This is a genomic window from Tessaracoccus pujii (assembly GCF_055326215.1).
On sequence record NZ_JBUZNP010000006.1, the window covers coordinates 244,167 to 263,036 of the forward strand.

Below are 18,870 nucleotides of genomic sequence, written 5' to 3' on the forward strand. Positions count from 1 at the left end.
CTGGCGCTCTTGACTCTCTGAACTTCTCATCCTATATATAGGTTTGTTGGATTGTGAAGATCAACTTCACCGCTCCGTCGGCTCACCCCGACCGAGGTGAAGAAGGAGGTGACATGTCTCTCAAGATCGGACAAGCCCAGGAGACTGCCGGCACGGCCCGCAAGCTCCGGATCGGCATGGTCGCGCCCCCCTGGTTCCAGATCCCCCCGAGGGGATACGGCGGCACCGAAGAGGTGGTGGCCTCGCTGGTGGACCAGCTCGTGGACCGAGGGCACCATGTGACCCTCGTCGCCTCCGGAGAAGCCGGCACCCGCGCACAGCGGTTCGTGCAGGTCTACGACGAGCCCCCCTCGCACCTGCTCGGCTCGAGCGTGCTCCCCGAACTCATCCAGGCTGCCGAGGCGCAGCGGGCGCTGGCCGACAGCGATCTCGACCTGATCCATGATCATTCGGCGGCCGGGCCACTCACCGCGGTGGGAAGACGCTGCCCCACCGTCGTCACCATGCACGGTCCGGTAGCCAACGACAACGGCGACTACTACCGCAGGCTCGGAACGCGGATCGGCCTCGTGGCCATCTCCGACGCCCAACGCATGCTCGCTCCGGATCTCAACTGGGTAGGCACCGTGCACAACGCGGTGGACGTGGCCAGCTTCCCGTACAACGCCGACAAGGGCGACGACCTCCTGTGGATCGGCCGGTTCAGTCCGGACAAGGGCGCACACCTCGCCATCAGGGCGGCCCAGCGTGCCGGGCGTCGCATCATCCTCGCGGGGAAACTCAATGAGACGGCTGAGAAGTCCTACTTCGACGAGGCCGTACGCCCGCTGCTGGGCAGCGGTGTCCACTACGTGGGCGAGGCGGACGCCGCGATGAAGCGCGAGCTGTTCGCGCAGGCCGCCTGCCTGCTGTTCCCCATCCAGTGGGACGAGCCCTTCGGCATGGTGATGGCGGAATCGCTGGCGTGTGGCACGCCGGTGATCGCGACGCCCCGTGGATCCGTGCCGGAGATCGTCCGGCACGGCCAGACGGGGTTCGTCTGCGCGTCCTTCGACCACCTTGTGGCCGCGATCCGAGCACTGCACACCATCGACCCGGCCGCGTGCCGTAGGGACGCCGAGCTGCGCTTCGACCTCCCGGTGATGGGGGCGGGCTACGAGCGCGTGTACCGCCAGGTCATCGGCGGGACGGGCCCTGAGGAGAGGACCCGCCCACTCGTGGCAGTCGCGTAGGCGTTCCCAATGGCGCTCGGCGCCATTGTCCCGTGACCCGGAACTCGCCAGGCGATACCCAGCCGGGTATAGCCTCTCCCCAGGAGGCACCGTGTCACCCACCATCCTCGTCGTCGACGACGCTGCGGAGATCCGCACCCTTCTCCGGACCTATCTCGAGGCCGAAGGTATGGCCGTCCACACGGCCGGGACCGGGGAGGAAGCCGTCCGCATCGCCGCCGCGGAGAAGCTCGACGTCGTGCTCCTGGACCTCGGGCTCCCGGACATCTCCGGGCTCGACGTACTGGGCCGGATCCGCGCCACGTCGTCGGTCTATGTCATCGTCGTCACCGCCCGCGCGGAGGAGGTGGACAAGATCGTCAGCCTCAGCCTCGGCGCCGATGACTACATCGTCAAACCGTTCAGCCCTCGCGAGGTCGTGGCGCGCGTGCACGCCATGATGCGGCGCCCCCGCTCAGAGGGCACCGACGAGCCCACCGACGACACCCTGCGGTTCGACGGTCTCACGCTCGACCCCGCAGCGCGCGAGGTCGCCGTCGACGGGGGGTCCGTCGCCCTCAGCGCCCTGGACTTCGACCTCCTCCACGCGCTGGCCAGAAAGCCCGGTCGGGTGTTCTCCCGCGCCCAGCTGCTCGAACATGTGTGGGGTTACGCCTTCTACGGCGACGAGCGGGTGGTGGACGTCCACATCCGCACCATCCGCGCCGCCCTCGGCGACGACGGCACGACATTCGTCGGCACCGTGCGCGGCGTGGGCTACCGGTTCCTCAAGACCCCGGCCGGCAAGCCGTGAAGCGCCTGGCCGTCCGCCTGGCGCTCAGCCACGTCGCCGTCGTCGCGATCGGCGCCTTGGTGACCTTCCTCCTGTCCCGCGCCCTCGCGCCAGCGCTGTACGACCGCATGCAGCAGCGCGGCCCCCACGGCGGGCAGGCCGAGAGCTTCCGCCAGGAGATCATCGAGTCCATGGACCTGGCGCTGCTCATCGGCACAGCGGCCGGAGTGCTCGTCGCCGCGACCCTCGGGCTGGTCGTCGCCCGGCAGTTCATGCGTCCCATCCGCGACCTCCAGGAGGCCGCGCGGCAGATGGCGGCCGGGCACTACGACGTGGAAGTCCCTGCGGCCGCCGAGCAGGAGCTCAACGATCTCGGCGCGGACCTCCAGACCCTCGGCGAGTCCCTCGCCAGCACCGAGGCGCGGCGGGTCCAGCTATTGGGCGACGTGGCCCACGAGCTGCGCACACCCCTCACCGTCGTCGGGGGGTACGTCGAGGCGATGACCGACGGCATGGTCCCCGCCGATGCGGACCACCTCGACCTCATCGGGCGCGAGGTCCAACGCATGCGAAGGCTCGCCGACGATCTCGGCGCCCTCTCCAAGTCCCAGGAGGCGGGGCAGGAGATGCGGTTGACCCGGATCGACGTGGGAGCGGCGGTCGCCGAGGCGGCCGAGCGGCTGCGGGCCCAGGCGGCGGACGCCGGGGTCAGCCTCACAGTCGACTGCCACCCGGCGCTCGCCGACGCGGACCCCGAGCGCATCGGCCAGGTGGTGACCAACCTGGTGGGCAACGCATTGAGGGCGGTGACTCGGGGCGGGAGTGTCGCGGTGAGATGCCGAGCCGATGCGGGCACCGTCAGGATCAGCGTCGACGACGACGGGGTGGGCCTGGCACCGGAGGACCTCGAACGGGTCTTCGAGCGCTTCTACCGCGTAGACCGCCGCCAGGCCGACCAGCGGGGCGGCGGATCGGGCATCGGCCTGACCATCGCGCGTCAGATCGCCCGCGCGCACGGGGGGAGCCTGACGGCGTCCTCACCCGGCCTCGGGCGGGGCGCCACCTTCTCCCTGACGCTGCCACGTCCCCACGCCTGAGCGCGAGGGCGCAGCGACGAGCCTCGGAGGGAATGAAGAACGGCGCCACTCCCGTGAGTGACGCCGTTCTTCCGGTTGATCAGGCGTTGCCGCGGTTCATTCCGCGCCGCGGCGCGCCCTCGCTGCCGGAGCCGTCACGCATCCGGTCGCCCGAGCCGTCGCGCGGGGCGTCGGCATTGCCGCGGTCGGCGTCGGTCATGCCCGTGCCGTCGCACACTGCGGTGCCGGTCCCGCGACGCGCGGTGTTCGCCGGCCCGACTCCCGTGCCTTCCTCGCCGTTCAACCAGCGGGTGAATCCGGCCAGGTGGTTCTCCGATCCGGCGAGCAGACGCTCGTAGACGGCCTTGATGTCGTCGTTGTCGGTGGCCACGATCTGCTTCTCGAGATCCGCGATGTCGCGCTTCTCCAGTTCGATGGCGGCCTTGAAGGCGGCGTCTTCGGACTCCTGACCGTCGCCGAGCCAACCGTTGTACAGCCCCTGAAGGGTGGCGTCGTCGTACTTGCCGGCATCATCGCCCTCGGTCGGGTCGGTGACGCCGAACTGGTCGAGCAGCCGGCCGACGGCGTCGAAGTGGCGTTGCTCGCTGGTGGCGATGCGGTCCCAGATCGCGCTGTCGTACTTGGCGCCGAACGCGGTGTAGAGGTCGTGGGCCATCTTCTCCTCCTGGCGGCTGAACACCAGGGACGACTGCTCTGCGTCGTCCGGGGCGACCGTGTCGGCCGACGCGAGCGAGGCGCCGCCGAGGCTGACGGCGGTCACCGCCAGACCCGCTGTGATGAGGGTGAGTGTGCGCTTCATGATGAGCTCCTTTGGTGCTGTGATCACTGATGGTGATGAAACCAGTTCACCGCTCCGGCATGAAGCTCCCGCCGAGGAAGTGTGAAGCTTGCGTGAAATCAGGACGCAGGGGGCGGGGTGAGGCGGAGGTGTTCGCGGTCCCCCAGCAACTCGAGTCGTCGCCACAGCACGCTGCCGGGCACGGCCTGGCTGACGTGCAGACGCGCGGCCGTGAGCTGCCGGCTCCGGTCCACTGTGACGACGATGGGCAGTGCTTCGTCGTCGTGACCGGTGAATCCTCCCCCGAGTTCGTCCCTCAGCGTGGCGGCCACGTGATCGGGCAACCCCCACTCCAGGACCGGGAGACCCCGTCCCACGGCCACAGAGACAGCCGCCCGGCTGGCCGCCTCGTGGTCCGGGTGACCCGTGACGCCACCCCCGAGTGCGAAGACGAGCAGACCCTCCGGCGTCCAGGCGTCGACGGCGCGCTCGATGTCGGCGACCACGTCGGCCTCGCGTCCGGCCACGGCACCGTCGGGATGGTGCAGCAGCGCGGTGCTGCTGCACCCCAGGACCTCGGCTGCGGCCTCGAGCTCCATGGCGCGGGTGTGGGCCAGGTCCGGGGCGGCACCAAGAGTCGACGCCTCCCCGGCGGTCAGGCACAGCACCTGCACGTCGGCGCCGTCGTCGACGAGGCGCCCGATCACCCCTCCCAGGCCGAAGGATTCGTCGTCCGGATGTGCCACCACGACGAGCACGCGGGTCCAGCTGGGCAGTTGGGTGTCCATGACGTTCATTGTATACCCATAGGGGTATTACCTCGGTGGCTTCGATGTGCGACCGGCGATCGGGGTAGGTTGGACCGGGACCGCGATCTACGCCGGCCCGGCTCACCGCCCGGCCGGCAGGCACGAGATGAGGACGGGCTGCTTTGTTCATCGAAGAGTGGGCGTGGGACGATGCACGCGTGAACGCAGAGCTGTGGGAGGGCCAGGCCACTTACCGCCGCTCCCTGGAGCAGGTCGCCAACGACGTCCTGGACGCTGCGGGCGCCGGCCTCGATGTGCGGGCCTTCGTCGTGGGCCTGCCCATCGAACGCGACGCCGACGTCGTCGTCGAGCCAGCACGCGGCCACTTCGATCGCAGCATCGTCGCCCAGTCCACCTACCTCGGCACCCGGCGCTTCAACAAGCTTCTGCGCGACGACGAGGCCTTGGACAACTCCCCCGTCTACCTCGCCGCGCTCGAGGCGCGGACCCGGCGTCGCGCCGTCGCCGACAAGCTCGACGCGGCCGCCCGGGCCGCCGGCCGGATCCACTTCGTCGGTGTCGGCGTCACCATCGGTGACCACACGGTCTTCCCCGTCCTCGCGTTGCAGGAGGACCAGTGGAAGGAACTCCCCCAGCTCCCGGATGATGCGGGCGACGATTTCCTCACCGCCCGCTCGTTCCAGGAGGCCGTGGTCACCACTGTGCTCGACGTGGCCTCCCGAGAACTCGACCGGCAGATCCCGGGCTCGGTGGTGCGGGTCGACCCCGAATCGGTGCTGCGCTCCGCTGCCGACCTCTTCGTGTCCGCCGTCGTCGCCAGGACCGGCCAGGAGTTGGCGTTCGGCGCGCTGCAGGCATTCGACGCCGTCTCGGCCCAGCCGTACGAGGGCCGGGCGGGCAAGGGTTCGATCCTCCTGGCACCGCGCGGCGACGCCGGCATCAGCACGGTGATGTCGCTGGAACACCCCGTGCCGATCGGCCGGGCCCGGTCACTGCGCAAGGTCCTGGAGCTCTCCGTCGGCGACCTCCGCCTCCTGTGCGACGGCCGCGAGGTCTACGGCCTGGGCAAGGTGGATCCGACGGCGTCGCGTCCGCACGCCTTCGAGGCCCGCATCGCCGGGAACGGCTCCTGGGAGCTGTGGGACGGCGACGTGCCCTATCTGCGCGTGGACAACGGGGTGGCGGCCATGCCGCGCGAGCTGCTGGACGAGGACGAGTTCGCGGTCACCGTCGACCGGGTGTTCCCGGACGTGTCGGCGCGCAACGCCCGCTACCTGTGGCAGATCGCGCGGGCCGCGTCGCAGCAACCGCACGGCACCATGCTCGTGGTGCACCCTGAGGCGGAATCCGAGGCTGGGCGGCTGCTGCCCCAGGCGTACGCCATCACCCCCGCACGCCTGGGCCCGGAGGCCCTGACCGCGGCCACCGGCATCGACGGCGCCGTCCTGGTGTCGCCGGCCGGCAAGTGCCACGCCGTCGGCGTCATCCTCGACGGCCTCGCCACCGGCACCGGGGATCCGTCGCGGGGGTCGAGGTTCAGCTCCGCCATCCGCTACCTCGCCGGGGCCGGACGGGGCGCGATGGTGATCATCGTGTCCGAGGACGGCAAGATCGACCTGTTGCCCAAGACGAAGCGACGGGTCCGCCGCGCCACGGTACAGCGCGCCGTCGACCGGCTCGTCGCCGCCGCATCCGAAGGCGAGGACGGGGACCGGTTCCTGCGCGCCGACAAGGCGGTGGAGGCCATCGAGTTCTACCTCAACCAGGAGCAGTGCGACGCGGTCAACGCGGCGCGCGAAGAGGTGGAGGGGCGGCAGTGGGATCAGGCGCGCGTGCGGCGCCAGTACATCCCCATCGCCCCGGACCCGGCGATGGACGACTCCTACTTCGTCGACCGCGCCCAGGACCCCTCCCCCGTCGCCTGACCCTCGGCCCCAGCCGCCGTCGAGCCGACGCGGCCCTGCATGCCGATCCCGCTCACGGCGGGCCGGGCGCCGGTAGATTCGGCCCATGGACCCGTCGGAGCGGACGCCCGCCGCGTGGGAGCGCTACCTCCCTGGGGTCGCGGTGCTGCGGCGCTACGACCGCCGCTGGTTGCGCGGCGATGTGGTGGCGGGCGTGACCGTCGCGGCGTACCTCATTCCCCAGGTCATGGCCTATGCCGTCATCGCCGGCTTGGCACCCGTCGTCGGCCTGTGGGCCATGCTCGCCCCCCTGCTGCTCTACGCCGCGCTGGGATCGTCGCGGCAGATGTCGGTGGGGCCGGAGTCGACCACGGCGCTCATGACCGCGGCCGGTGTCGGTGCGCTCGTGGCCGCGGCAGGGGGCCCGGAGCGGTACGCGGAGGTGGCGGCGCTGCTCGCGATCGCCGTCGGCCTGGTGTGCCTGGTGGGATGGCTCGCGCGGTTGTCCTTCCTGGCGACGCTGCTGTCGCGGCCAGTGCTGGTCGGATACATGGTGGGGATCGCGGTGCTGATGATCGTCAGCCAGTTCGGCAAGGTGGCCAAGCTCGAGATCGAGTCCGACTCCACGCTGGGAGCCACCTGGGAGTTCCTCACGCGCCTGGGAGAGGCCCACCTGCCCACCGTCGCGGCGAGCATCGCGGTGCTGGTGCTGCTGTTGCTGGCGAAATGGCTGGCGCCGAAGGCGCCCAGCCCGCTCATCGTGCTGCTCATGGCGGCCGGAGTGGTCGCGGTCTTCGGGCTGGAGCGCTACGGCCTCGACATCGTCGGCGACGTACCCTCAGGTCTCCCGTCGCCGCGGCTCCCTGCCATCGACAGCCTGCCGCTGCTGGCTCTGCTCCCGTACGCCGCGGGCATCGCCGTGGTGGCCTACTCGGACAACGTCCTCACCGCCCGCGCGTTCGCGGCGAGGCGGCGGCAGAACATCGATGCGGGACAGGAACTGTTCGCCCTGGGCGCGGTCAACGTCGCGACCGGACTGCTCCAGGGTTTCCCCGTCTCGTCCAGCGGGTCACGCACGGTGCTGGGCGACGCTGTGGGGTCCAGGACGCAGCTGCACTCGCTGGTGGCGCTGGGCGCCGTCGTCGCGACATTGCTGTTCGCCGGACCAGTGCTGTCGACCTTCCCGATGGCCGCGCTGGGCGCGCTGGTGATCTATGCCGCGACCAGGCTGGTCGACATCGCCGAGATTCGTCGCATCGCCCGCTTCAGGTGGAGCGAGCTGGTGCTGACCGCCCTCACCACCGTCGCGGTGGTGGTGTTCGGGGTGCTGGGAGGCATCGGGATCGCCATCGGGCTGTCGCTGTTGGATCTCATCCGCCGGATGGCCCACGCCCACGACGGGGTGCTCGGGTATGCGCCGGGGGTCGCGGGGATGCACGATATCGACGACTATCCCGACGCCACCCAGGTCCCCGGCCTGGTGGTGTACCGGTACGACTCACCGCTGTTCTTCGCCAACTCCGACGACTTCCTCGCCCGGGCGGAGGCGGCCGTGGACCGGGCGCCGCAACCGGTGCGATGGTTCCTGCTCAACGCGGAGGCCAACGTCGAGGTGGACCTCACGGCGGTGGACACCCTCGAACTGCTCCGTGAGCGGCTCGAGGCCCGGAACGTGATCTTCACCATGGCCAGGGTCAAGCAGGACCTCCACGATCAGCTGGAGGCCGCGGGCTTCGTCGAACGGATGGGCGTGGACCGGATCTTCGCCACGCTCCCGACGGCGGTGCGGGCCTACGCGCAGTGGCACCGTCGCGAGGTGGGCGGGACACCCGACGGGCTACCGCCCGAGATCCTCCGCCACCCGGAGCCTCCGGCGACCTGAGGGTCAGCGGTCGCGCAGGCGGTCGAGGTCGCGGCGTTCGCGCTTGGTGGGCCGCCCGCTGCCCGGATCACGGACCGCGACGCGCCCTCGCATTCCCGCGATGGGCGGCGGCAGTTCGGGCGTCCGATCGAGGTACGCGGCCTGCGCCAGGGGGGCGGAGACCCGCTTGTCGAGTGCGGGGTCCACCACCTCGATGAGGCGTTCCAGCTGGTCGCGGCGGACGCGGACCACCTGCCCCGGAACCACCTGCTGCGACGCCTTGGGCAGCTTGTCGTCGACCCTGACGTGGCCGCCGCGGACCGCCACTGTCGCGGCGGAGCGCGTCTTGTACATCCGCACCGCCCACAGCCAGGAGTCGAGTCGAGCCATGCGCCGATCCTACGCCGCCGGGTTGTCCACAACGCTGTCCACAGCTGGGGAAAACTACCGTCGTGTAATTCCGGGCGCCGCCGACGGGTGGCCTCGGAGTGGTCGAGCTGCTCTGCCTTGTGTCTGTGCAGACATGCCCCCGAGCAACAGTGGGGGCACGCCTTCGCGGACAGCGCCGCACGCCACCGCCAAGTGCCGAAGCCTAGGGCGCGGAATCGTGCCCCCAGTGGCACCCGCTGCTCTGCCTCCTGAGCGTGGGGGTCGGCACTGGCGACCCGCCTCCGCGGACGCTCGGATGACCAACGCAGTGGGTTCTCCACCGCGGCAGGAACGCAGCTGCGGCACCGCTCTACGGTCCATACGCGCGGCGGCCAGAACAGGAAGCCCGCGCTCTACGGCCAGCCGCGGCTCGACAGAATTCGGGTGGGTACGCTGACGGCACGGCGCGAGCCCCCGAGAAGTAGACCCACATGACTGACCGGCAGACGATCCTCATCACCGGCGCCAGCGACGGCATCGGGGCGGCAGCGGCCCGCGCCTGATCAACTCAGGAACGTGGGCGGTGTGCACGCTGGTGCCGGGCGGTGGATTCTGGGGCGGCGCGAGCGTGGACCTACGATGGGCCGGTGACCCCTCGCCCGACGACGCGCTCCGCCACCGCATGGCTCGGCGTCCTCATGATCGTCGCTGCCGCGGCGATCTCCGCTTACGCCGTCGTGTACGGGCGCTGGGACGAGCAGCCGTTCCTCCCGGAGCGGTTCAAGCTCACCCCTCCCTATCGCATCGACCTGGATGTCTACCGGCTCGGTGCCGAGACCTTCCTGCGCGGGCGTGACCTGTACGCAACCCTGCCCGACACCGAGATCGGCGCCAATCTCCCCTTCACCTACCCACCCTTGGCAGCGATGCTGTTCGCGCCGCTGGCGCTGCTCACGATGCGCGATGCCAATCTCCTCGTCTCGTTCGGTACCCTCGGCCTGGTGGTCCTGGTCATGGTCCTCGTCATCCGGGAGTTGACCCAGGTCAGGGGCCGCACGCTGATCCTGGCAGGGCTGGCGGCAGGAGCGGCCGCCTTCTGGCTCGGGCCGGTGCGGGAGTCGGTGGAGTTCGGCCAGATCAACGTGGTGCTGATGGCGCTGGTGGTCTTCGACGTGGTGGCCGGGCGGGGCAAGAGGTGGCAGGGTGCGCTCACCGGGCTCGCGATGGCCATCAAACTGACCCCGGCGGTCTTCCTGGCCTACTTCCTGGTCAGGCGGGAGTGGCGGGCGCTGGCGACGGCAGCCGTCTCGGCGCTGCTGTTCACGCTGCTGGGATTCGCCGTCGCATGGGGGGACTCGGTGACCTACTGGACCGGGACCATCACCGACCCGGACCGGATCGGCCAACTGGCCTACCTCTCCAACCAGTCGCTGAACGGCGTGCTGCTCCGCCTGGGGCTCACCGGTGGGACCGCGACGCTCGCGTGGTTCGTAGCCTCAGCGGTGCTGGGCCTCTCCCTCCTCGCGCTGATGGCCCACCTCTTCCGCCTCGGACACGACCTCGCGGCGGCCCTGACGATGGGCTTCTACGCCCTCCTGGCCTCCCCCGTCTCCTGGTCCCACCACTGGGTCTGGGCCGGCCCTGCCCTCGTGTTGCTGGCGGTGTGGTCGCGGCGGAGCGGGAACGTCCTGGGCTGGGGGCTGGTGGCGAGCGGCCTGGCGATCTTCGTCGGGCGAACGATCTGGGATCTACCGGACGATGCCCACGAGGGCCTCACCTGGACCTGGCAGCAGCATGTCGTCGGCAACGCGCAGGTCGTCTGGGGGTTGGCGTTCCTGGCCTACCTCGCTCTGGGTGCTCCCCGCAGGGACGTGGACACCCCCGTCAGTGCTTGAACACCCGCACGGGGCCCACCACGCGGAGGCCCACGCGGGCACCCAGCACCGGGGTCTCGTTGCCGTGGACGCGCGCCCGGACGGACAAGGGGCCCCCGCCCCAGCCGGGCACGTCACCGGCCACGTCGAGGTCCACGACGGCGTCGTGGCCGAAAAATCGCACCGTCGTCACCGTCCCCGTGACCGCGCCCTGAGCCGGAGGGGTGAGCCGGATCTGCTCCGGACGTAACAGCACGTCCACCGGCCCACGCGGCACGAAGCCCACCACGCTGAGCATGCCCAGCCCGGAGCGGACCGCCGGACCGACTCCCTCGCCGCGCACCATCACCGCGTCGCCCATGAACGCGGCCACCTGAGGGTCGATGGGCTCGCCGTAGATGATCCTCGGGGCGGCCACCTGGCGGACGTGTCCGCCACGAAGCACGGCAACCTCGTCGGCGAACGACAATGCCTCCCCCTGGTCGTGCGTCACCAGCAGGACGGTCGCGCCCGCTGCCCTCAGCGCCCGCGCCGTCGCCTCGCGGGTGGCGTGCCGCAGCGCCGTGTCGAGCGACGAGAACGGCTCGTCCAGCAGCACCACGCTCGGCCTCGGCGCCAGCGCCCGCGCCAGGGCGACGCGCTGCTGCTGCCCGCCGGACAACTGCGCGGGAAAGCGCCCGGCGAGATCCTCGGGCAGTTCGACGAGGTCGAGCAGCTCCAGCACCCGCTCGCGGTAGGTGCGCTCGCGCGGGACCACGCCCCGTCGGGGGAGCCCGAAGGCGATGTTGCCGGCCACCGACAGGTGCGGGAAGAGGGCGCCCTCCTGCCGCACGTAGCCCACACCCCGCCGCTCCGGCGCCACCCACGCCTTCGGTCCTGTGACCACCCGGCCACCCACCTCCACCTCGCCGCCGGTGGGACGGATGAAGCCGGCTATCGCGCGCAGGAGAGTCGTCTTTCCGGAGCCCGAGTCCCCCAGGATCGCGGTCGTCGATCCCTCGGGCACCGTGAGGCTGACCCCGTGCAGAATCTCGCTGTCGCCGTAGCCGGCGCGCAGCTCGCGGACCAGTACCTCGCTCATCCCGCCACCCGCCTCTCCTGCGTGATCTGGCGCCGCAGCACGACCGTCAGCGGGATCGACAACACGATCATCACCGCGGCGTACGGCGCCGCCGCCGCATAGTCCAGCTCGTCGCTGGCCGCCCAGAACGATAGCGCGAGCGTGTCCGTGCCGGTGGGCGCGAGCAGCAGGGTCGCGGTGAGCTCGGTGGAGATCGCCAGGGCCACCAGCACGAACCCGGCCAGCACCGACGGCGCCGCCAGCGGGAGGACCACCCGCCGCAGCACCGCGAACCCGCCGTGTCCCAGCGAGCGGGCCGCCTCCGCCAGCTCGGGTGGCGCGGCGGCCAGGCCGGAGCGCAGCGACACCATCGCCCTCGGCAGGAACAGCACCGAGTAGGCAACCACCACCAGCCACACCGTCTGATACAGCCACGGCGCCCACCCCACCGCCAGACCGACCAGGGCCAGCGCGACAACGACGCCCGGCAGCGCGCTCCCCACGAACGTCGCCCGCTCCAGGACGGTGGCCAGCCATCCGCCACGGCGGTTGAGCAGCAGCGCCCCCGGAAGCGCCAGGACCACTGCGGCCAGGCCACCCAGCACCGCCAGCCCCAGCGTCGACGCGGTGACCCGCAGCAGGTCGTCGGCCACCGCGCCGGACTGGCTCGTGCCCGCCACGAGCCATCGCACGACCAGGGCGACCGGCACCACCGTCGAGAGTCCCACGAGGACCGTGAGTCCGGCCACCGACGGCCAGGTCCAACGGCCCAGGGGCACGCTGGACGGGCTCTGGGTGCTGCCGGACCCTATCCGCGACACCCGCCGCCGCCCCCTGGCCACCACCTCCAGCGTCAACACGCCCAGGCACAGCACCAGCAGCACCGATGCCAGCAGCGAGCCACGGGCATCGCTGAACCCGACGGCGTACTGCTGAAGGATCGCGGTGGTGAAGGTCTGGTAGCGCATCATCGACAGCACCCCGTATTCGGCCAGGATGTGCAGCGCCACCAGCAGCGCTCCGCCGGTGACGGCCGGACGCAGGCGCGGCAGGACGGTGCGCCAGAACGCGGCGACGGGGCCCAGCCCCAGCGAGCGTCCCACCTCCTCCTCGCCGGAGTCCAGCGCACGCAGCATCGCGGCCACCGGCAGGAACACGAACGGGAAGTAGGCCAGCGTCGTCACCAACGCCGCACCCCCCAGCCCGACCAGGCCCGGTTGCCACGACACCCACGCATAGCTGGCCACGAACGCCGGCACTGCCAGCGGGGCGAGCATCAGGGCCCGCCAGACCGGGGCGCCGGGGAGATCGGTGCGCTCCACCAGCCAGGCGGCGGTCACGCCCAGCGCAGCCGAGAGCGGCACCGTGATGGCCATCAGCAGGGCGGTGTTGCCCAGCAGCATCGCGATCCGGGGACGCACCACATAGGCCACGGCCGCGTCCCAGCCCACCCCGAAGGCCGAGATCACGGTGACCACGATCGGCACCAGCACCAACACCGCGACGCCGGCGGCGAGGACCTGGAGCCAGACGCGGCTAGAGGAGCCCGGCATCCGTCATCAATCTGGCCACGTCGTCGGAGTTGAGCGTGAACGGGTCGACGGGCGGATTGTCCAGGGTGTCGAGCGGGGGCAGCGCCGGATCAGATGCCACGCCGTTGCCCACCGCGTATTCCATGGACTTCGAGTCCACCAGCACCTGCTGGCCCTCCGGCGAGGTGACGTAGGCGAGGAACTGCTGCGCCTGCTCGGCCTTGTCGCTGCTCGCCAGGACGCCGCCGGCCGACAGCGACACGAACGCCCCCGGATCCTGGTTGCCGAAGTAGTGCAGCTTCGTGTTCCCAGACCCTTCCTTGGTGCCGGCCTGGTCTCGGTACCAGTAGTAGTGGTACATGATCCCCACGGGGACCTCGCCCGCGTTGACGGCCTTCATCGTCGCGATGTTGTTCTGATAGGCGTTGGCACCTTCCTGGAGCGCGGTCAGCCAGGCCGCGGTCTCGGCCTCGCCGCGGTCCGCGAGCATGCCTGCGACGATCGCCTGGAAGTCCGCCCCGCCGGGCGCGCAACCCCACCGCCCGTTCCACGACGAGTCGGCGAGGTCCATCATCGAGACCGGCAGCTCCGCCTCGGAGATCTCGGAGGTGTTCCAGCACAGCACGGTGGAGCGGGCTGCGATCGCGATCCAGTCCTTGCTGGAGGGCGCCATGTCTTCGGGCACCTGCGCCAGCGTCGCCGACTCGACGGGGGCCAGCAGCCCGGCGCGCTCCACCACCGTCATGGCGGGGGAGTTCTCCGTGAGGAACACGTCGGCCGGGCTCTGGTCGCCCTCCTGGACGATCTGGTGGCCCATCGACGAGTCGCTGCCCCGCCGGATCTGGGTCCGGACACCGGTGGCCGCGGTGAACGCCTCCGCCCAGGCAGCGGTCACGTTCTCGTGCTGGCTGGAGTAGATGAGCAGCGCCTCGGGGTCGGCGACGAACTCCTCCTCGCCCTCTCCCCCTGCGCTGCAGGCGGTGGCGGCGAGCGGCGCGACGGCCAGTCCGGTGAGCAGGAGACGTCGGCTGAGGGTTGGGTTCACAGGGGGGTCCTCTCGGAGGTGGTGCGGGTGGGGACGAGGGTGTCCTGGAGCCGGCGCACGGGACCCGCCGTGAGCCGCCACAGCAGCACGCCGGCCGCCAGGGCGGCGAGCGTCCCCGTGAGCGGGTCGTCGATGAGTTCGAGCACGTGGAACTGGACCACGTAGATGTGCAGGCTGGCCGCGGCCAGCAGGGTCACCGCGGGAACCACCACGGCCGGCACGGGAACGGTCCGGGCGAGCGCGAGCACCACGATGCCGGTGGCGATGACGACATTGCGCCAGGGGTCGTCGGGGAAGAATCCGGCCGCTCCGGCGAGCGTCAGCGCGAGCGTCACGGCAAGACGGCCGGGGGTGCGCGCCACCGCGGCGGCCATGCCCGCTGCGAACAGCCAGAACACCGTCGGCATGATGCCCCGCATCGGCCCCTCCGTGGCGAGGCCCAGGATCACGAACCTCGATACCAGGCCTGCCACCAGGAGCCCGACGGCCACCTGCCACGGGTCCGCCGCCCACCGTCGCGCCAACCACGGCACGGACAGCAGCGCGGTCACGAGCAGCACGCAGAGAATCAGCGCATCGACGAACCACAACTCGTTGCGGCGCAGGGTGGCGATGTGGCCGGTGGCCCAGTTGACGAGGAAGACGTTGCCCCACCCGTAGCGGCCGTAGCTCAGCCCCACGAGGGCCGTCACCACCGTGGGCACTCCGACGCCGATGAGCAGGCGGGTGCCGGCGCGCCATCGACCCACGGCGGCCGGCGCCGCCAAGCCGAACAAGGCCGCGCTGTATCCCGCCACGGCCATGAGGAGGTGCGCGCCGCCCAGGATCCTGAACAGCTCCGCGTGCGAGCCGCAGATGATGACGGCCGCCAGCGCGCGCAGCACCACGGGGGCCTCGAGCCGGCGCCACCGTAGCCACGAGCGAGGCGCGGCGGTCGCGGCGGGCTGCTCCTCCGCGGCGTCGATCAGGTCGACGAGGGGGCGGTGGTGCCAGTCGGCGGGGAGGTTGCCCAGGATGGCCGAGAGGCGCACCGAGGCCTGCACGTGGGTGAGGGAGTCACCGCCCTGCGCGACGAAGGTGAGGGCGAGGTCGACGTCGTCGCGGCCGAGCACATCCCCCAGGACCGCCGCGACCTTCACCGCCACCCCGGGGGCGTCCATCCGCTGCCTGGTGTCTGCGCACTCCTCGGGGTCCGTGGCGCGCACCAGCGCGTCGCACCCCGGGCGGTCCACCTTGCCGTTACCGAGCCGCGCGAGCGGGAACACCCCCACGCGGACGTGCCCGACGCCGAGTCCGGCGGCGCGGGCCGCGAGACGCCGCGCGCTGGAGCCCGTCTCCGCCCCCGGCTCGCCGTCGACCGGCTCGACGGCGACCCGCAGGCCCGTGTCGTCGCCCGTCACGCACACCAGGAACCCGTCGCGCTCCAGCGCCGCCTCGACCCGCGCCAGGTCGATCCGCAGGCCCAGCACCTTGACGAACCCGGAGCGCCGGCCGACGATCCGCAGCACCCCGTCGTCGAGGACGCCCAGGTCACCGGTGCGCAGCTCGGTGACCATCCGGCCGAGGGCCAGGTCGTCGGGGTGTTCCGCGTAGCCGAGCATGACGCCGGGGCCGCGCACCACGATCTCGCCGCTGTCCCCATCGGACTCCCGGACGGTGCGGTCCAGGTGGAGTCTGGTGCCGGGCACGGCGCGCCCGACCGTCTCCGGCGACACCAGCGCCATCGCCGGGTCCTGCACGGTGATGCGCGCCGTCGCCTCGCTCTGTCCGTACATCACGGCAAGCCCCCAGCCGTGCCGCGACCCGAGCTCCGCCGTGCGCCGCACGCGCTCGGGCGCCATCCGGCCACCGGCCTGGGTGACGAGCCGCAGCGCAGGGTGCGGACGCTCGAGGATGCCGGTGGTCTCCATCAGCTCGACCATGTGGGGCACGACGGCCAGCGTCGTGACCCCGTCGTCGACTGCCTCCCAGAAGCGGTCGTCGAGCACCGACGCGTCCGTGAGTGCCACCGAGGCTCCGACGGCGAGATGGCTGTGCAGCACGGAGAGGCCGAAGCAGTAGTGCAGCGGGAGGCTGGTGACGCCGCGATCCGACGCGGTGAGCCCCAGCGCAGCGGCGATGGCGTGGGCGTTGCTGACCAGGTTGGCGTGCGAGAGGCGCACGAGCTTGGGCGAGCCGGTGCTCCCCGAGGTACTCATCAGGAGGGCGAGGTCCGGATGGAGGAGGTGCCGAGGGGTGGGCTCGTCGTGGAGCGCCGTGACCGCGCCCGCCTCCACGGCCAGGTCCGCCGGCCAGGCCCGGCGCACGTGCTCGCCCGCCCGCCCCTCGGGGACGAGGAGCGCGACGTGACCGGCCTGCAGGAGGGCGAGGTAGGCCACCACGTCGTCGAGTGTGGGCCTGAGCCGCACGTGCGCGAGCCTGCGATCGCCGACGGGGAGGGTCGCGGCGAGCGCGTCGACGCGGTGGCGCAGTGTCCCGTGGTCCATCACCTCGCCGTCCGGTGCCACGAGGGCGGGTCGCGACGGGGCGGTCCGGCCGGCGGCCCGGAGCAGGCTCAGCGACCGGGTCGTCGGCGGCGTCAGCAGATCGTGCACTGGCTTAGGGTAGCCTTATGGGGGTATTTCGACAAAGCTGGAGTTGCCAATATCCAAGTCAGTGGTGAACCTGTGGTGGGCGGACCTCCGCTCGGCTGACATGCGCCTGGCCGAGACCCTCCCCGTCGCGGAGCGTGCCCGGCTGGACGTCGTGGCGGCGGATGCGGACCGGGCCCGCCGCCTGGTCGGCCAGCTGCTCCTGCAGCGGGCCCTGCGCTACGCGCGCGGACTGCCGGACGATGCCGCCGTCGAGATCGACCGGACCTGCCAGAGTTGCGGGGAGCAGCACGGCCGTCCTGTCGCGGCCGACGGCCACGGCCCGCACCTCTCGGTGAGCCATTCGGGGCTCCTGGTCGCGGTGGCCAGTTGTCTTCACGCACCTGTGGGCGTCGACGTGCAGCGGATCGGTCAGGCCACGGATCCGGAGGCCTGGGTGACCCAGGAGGCGCGCACCAAGGCAGGGCTCGGCGCACAGGGCGGCAGCGTGGTTGCCCTCGCGACCCCGCTGCCCGGCTACGCAGCAGCCCTCGCCGTCGCCTGGCCCGGTCCCGTGAGGGTGGTCGGGCGGGACTGACCAGCCCAGCCGGTCCATCTGTCCTCTCCTCACCATATCTTCGCGCCCAGACGGCGGCGTCGCCGCAGCGATGGTTGAACCGAGTGCCTCGCGGGCTTCGTCCGGACCGCGAAAGACGAGTTTTCCACAGAGGACACAATTGTTATCGAACTGCAACTAAATGTTGTCCTCCTCGCCTTGACAGCACCAGAGGTGCCGCAGCAGTATTTTGTACGGGAGAAAGACAAAGTTGTCGGGCATGAGACTCGGGACCCTCGAGCTGCCCATTCGCATCTCACGCTTCACAGACACACAGTGCTTGGGCGCAGCCCAGGTATCCCTTGACGTTCTCAGGAGGAACGAATGAAGATGAACACCCTCATGACCGCAGCCGCGGGCATCGTCCTGACCTTCGCCCTCACCGCATGCGGTGGCGGCGGCGCCGGCACCACCACCGCCCCTGCCACCTCCGGTGGCGCCTCAGCGACCACCAGCGCACCCGCGGGCGAAGCCGCCGGCTCCGTCGGCGTGTCGATGCCCACCCAGACCACCGAGCGTTGGATCGCCGACGGCGAGGCCGTCAAGTCCCAGCTCGAAGAGGCCGGCTTCGAGGTGGACCTCCAGTTCGCCAACGACGACATCCCCACCCAGAGCCAGCAGATCGACCAGATGATCACCCAGGGCGTCAAGGTCCTGATCATCGCCGCCATCGACGGCACCGCCCTCGCCCCCCAGCTGCAGACCGCCGCCGACCAGGGCATCAAGATCATCTCCTACGACCGCCTGATCCGCGACAGCGGCAACGTGGACTTCTACGTCTCGTTCGACAACTTCAAGGTCGGCGTCGCGCAGGGCCAATCCCTCATCGACGGCCTCAAGGCCCGCGGCGAAGGCCCGTTCAACATCGAACTGTTCGCCGGCTCGCTCGACGACAACAACGCCCACTTCTTCTTCAACGGCGCCATGAGCGTCATCCAGCCCGAGATCGACAACGGCACCATGACCGTCGTCTCCGGCCAGACGAAGATCGAACAGGCCGCCACGCTCGGCTGGCAGCAGGAGACCGCGCAGAAGCGCATGGAAGACCTCCTCACCGCCAACTACCAGGGCGACACCAAGATCGACGGCGTGCTGTCGGCCTACGACGGCCTGTCCCGCGGCATCATCACCGCCCTGCAGAACAACGGCTACTCCGGCACCGTCGCTGACGGCTTCCCGATCGTGACCGGCCAGGACGCCGAGATCGCCTCCGTCAAGCTCATCCAGGACGGCGTGCAGTACTCGACGATCTTCAAGGACACCCGTCTGCTGGCCGAGCAGGCCGTCACGGCCGCCCAGTCGCTGCTGGCCGGCGACGAGCCCGAGGCGAACAACACCAAGGATTACGACAACGGCGTGAAGGTCGTCCCGTCCTACCTCCTCGATGTGG

15 protein-coding genes are annotated in these 18,870 nt (G+C 70.9%); 8 read left to right on the top strand and 7 right to left on the bottom strand.

Going from position 1 to position 18,870, the window contains the following annotated elements; translation table 11 throughout:
* The first annotated feature begins 113 nt into the window (after nucleotides 1-113).
* The 3 genes from ACZK5N_RS10840 to ACZK5N_RS10850 all read left to right on the top strand — a co-directional run bounded on the left by ACZK5N_RS10840 (nucleotide 114) and on the right by ACZK5N_RS10850 (nucleotide 3,101).
* Nucleotides 114-1,232 (top strand): glycosyltransferase family 4 protein, encoded by a 1,119-nt coding sequence (locus ACZK5N_RS10840; RefSeq protein WP_459018628.1) that lies wholly within the window; start codon nucleotides 114-116, stop codon nucleotides 1,230-1,232.
* Between the two features lie 91 nt (nucleotides 1,233-1,323).
* A complete protein-coding gene (locus ACZK5N_RS10845) occupies nucleotides 1,324-2,025 on the top strand; it encodes a response regulator (protein ID WP_463624922.1) in 702 nt (233 codons plus the stop codon).
* Nucleotides 2,022-3,101 (top strand): sensor histidine kinase, encoded by a 1,080-nt coding sequence (locus tag ACZK5N_RS10850; protein WP_463624923.1) that lies wholly within the window; start codon nucleotides 2,022-2,024, stop codon nucleotides 3,099-3,101. The genes ACZK5N_RS10845 and ACZK5N_RS10850 overlap by 4 nt, the downstream gene beginning before the upstream one ends.
* A gap of 79 nt (nucleotides 3,102-3,180) precedes the next feature.
* On the opposite strand, the gene ACZK5N_RS10855 is transcribed toward ACZK5N_RS10850, so the two are convergent.
* On the bottom strand, nucleotides 3,181-3,900 hold the full coding sequence (locus ACZK5N_RS10855; protein ID WP_463624924.1) for a DUF2202 domain-containing protein: 720 nt from the start codon (nucleotides 3,898-3,900) through the stop codon (nucleotides 3,181-3,183).
* A gap of 98 nt (nucleotides 3,901-3,998) precedes the next feature.
* The gene (locus ACZK5N_RS10860) at nucleotides 3,999-4,667 is read right to left on the bottom strand and encodes a PIG-L deacetylase family protein (protein ID WP_463624925.1); all 669 of its coding nucleotides are present in this window, start codon (nucleotides 4,665-4,667) and stop codon (nucleotides 3,999-4,001) included.
* A 179-nt stretch (nucleotides 4,668-4,846) separates the two neighbouring features.
* Between ACZK5N_RS10860 and ACZK5N_RS10865 the strand changes: the two genes are divergently transcribed.
* Both ACZK5N_RS10865 and sulP read left to right on the top strand, forming a co-directional pair.
* Nucleotides 4,847-6,574 (top strand): hypothetical protein, encoded by a 1,728-nt coding sequence (locus ACZK5N_RS10865; RefSeq protein ID WP_463624926.1) that lies wholly within the window; start codon nucleotides 4,847-4,849, stop codon nucleotides 6,572-6,574.
* 85 nt (nucleotides 6,575-6,659) lie between these two features.
* A complete protein-coding gene (gene sulP / locus ACZK5N_RS10870; protein WP_463624927.1) occupies nucleotides 6,660-8,435 on the top strand; it encodes a SulP family inorganic anion transporter in 1,776 nt (591 codons plus the stop codon).
* A gap of 3 nt (nucleotides 8,436-8,438) precedes the next feature.
* On the opposite strand, the gene hslR is transcribed toward sulP, so the two are convergent.
* Entirely contained in the window at nucleotides 8,439-8,804 is a 366-nt protein-coding gene (gene hslR, locus ACZK5N_RS10875) for an Hsp15 family ribosome-associated heat shock protein (protein ID WP_459018621.1), read from the bottom strand.
* A 626-nt stretch (nucleotides 8,805-9,430) separates the two neighbouring features.
* On the opposite strand from hslR, the gene ACZK5N_RS10880 reads away from it, so the two are divergent.
* Nucleotides 9,431-10,678 (top strand): glycosyltransferase 87 family protein, encoded by a 1,248-nt coding sequence (locus tag ACZK5N_RS10880; RefSeq protein ID WP_463624928.1) that lies wholly within the window; start codon nucleotides 9,431-9,433, stop codon nucleotides 10,676-10,678.
* On the opposite strand, the gene ACZK5N_RS10885 is transcribed toward ACZK5N_RS10880, so the two are convergent.
* Genes ACZK5N_RS10885 through ACZK5N_RS10900 form a run of 4 tightly spaced genes read right to left on the bottom strand, consistent with a single transcriptional unit; the run spans nucleotide 10,668 to nucleotide 16,888 of the window.
* On the bottom strand, nucleotides 10,668-11,738 hold the full coding sequence (locus ACZK5N_RS10885) for an ABC transporter ATP-binding protein (protein ID WP_459018619.1): 1,071 nt from the start codon (nucleotides 11,736-11,738) through the stop codon (nucleotides 10,668-10,670). The genes ACZK5N_RS10880 and ACZK5N_RS10885 overlap by 11 nt on opposite strands.
* Nucleotides 11,735-13,270, bottom strand: coding sequence for an ABC transporter permease (locus tag ACZK5N_RS10890; RefSeq protein WP_463624929.1), 1,536 nt, complete (start codon nucleotides 13,268-13,270; stop codon nucleotides 11,735-11,737). The genes ACZK5N_RS10885 and ACZK5N_RS10890 overlap by 4 nt, the downstream gene beginning before the upstream one ends.
* Nucleotides 13,254-14,294, bottom strand: coding sequence for an extracellular solute-binding protein (locus tag ACZK5N_RS10895; protein ID WP_463624930.1), 1,041 nt, complete (start codon nucleotides 14,292-14,294; stop codon nucleotides 13,254-13,256). Before ACZK5N_RS10895 ends, ACZK5N_RS10890 begins: the two co-directional genes overlap by 17 nt.
* Nucleotides 14,291-16,888 (bottom strand): AMP-binding protein, encoded by a 2,598-nt coding sequence (locus tag ACZK5N_RS10900; RefSeq protein ID WP_459018616.1) that lies wholly within the window; start codon nucleotides 16,886-16,888, stop codon nucleotides 14,291-14,293. The genes ACZK5N_RS10895 and ACZK5N_RS10900 overlap by 4 nt, the downstream gene beginning before the upstream one ends.
* Nucleotides 16,889-16,952: 64 nt before the next feature.
* Here ACZK5N_RS10900 and ACZK5N_RS10905 point away from each other — a divergent pair, with 64 nt between their 5' ends.
* Nucleotides 16,953-17,462, top strand: a complete 510-nt coding sequence (locus ACZK5N_RS10905; RefSeq protein WP_463624931.1) for a 4'-phosphopantetheinyl transferase family protein — start codon at nucleotides 16,953-16,955, stop codon at nucleotides 17,460-17,462.
* A 342-nt stretch (nucleotides 17,463-17,804) separates the two neighbouring features.
* On the top strand, nucleotides 17,805-18,870 hold a 1,066-nt coding region (gene chvE, locus ACZK5N_RS10910; protein ID WP_463624932.1), incomplete at its 3' end, for a multiple monosaccharide ABC transporter substrate-binding protein.

Excerpts from the sequence above, each read along its gene's own strand:
- hslR (WP_459018621.1), bottom strand. The coding sequence starts at position 8,804 with ATGGCTCGACTCGACTCCTGGCTGTGGGCGGTGCGGATGTACAAGACG.
- ACZK5N_RS10890 (WP_463624929.1), bottom strand. The coding sequence starts at position 13,270 with ATGCCGGGCTCCTCTAGCCGCGTCTGGCTCCAGGTCCTCGCCGCCGGC.
- ACZK5N_RS10840 (WP_459018628.1), top strand. The coding sequence starts at position 114 with ATGTCTCTCAAGATCGGACAAGCCCAGGAGACTGCCGGCACGGCCCGC.
- ACZK5N_RS10855 (WP_463624924.1), bottom strand. The coding sequence starts at position 3,900 with ATGAAGCGCACACTCACCCTCATCACAGCGGGTCTGGCGGTGACCGCC.
- sulP (WP_463624927.1), top strand. The coding sequence starts at position 6,660 with ATGGACCCGTCGGAGCGGACGCCCGCCGCGTGGGAGCGCTACCTCCCT.
- ACZK5N_RS10885 (WP_459018619.1), bottom strand. The coding sequence starts at position 11,738 with ATGAGCGAGGTACTGGTCCGCGAGCTGCGCGCCGGCTACGGCGACAGC.
- ACZK5N_RS10860 (WP_463624925.1), bottom strand. The coding sequence starts at position 4,667 with ATGGACACCCAACTGCCCAGCTGGACCCGCGTGCTCGTCGTGGTGGCA.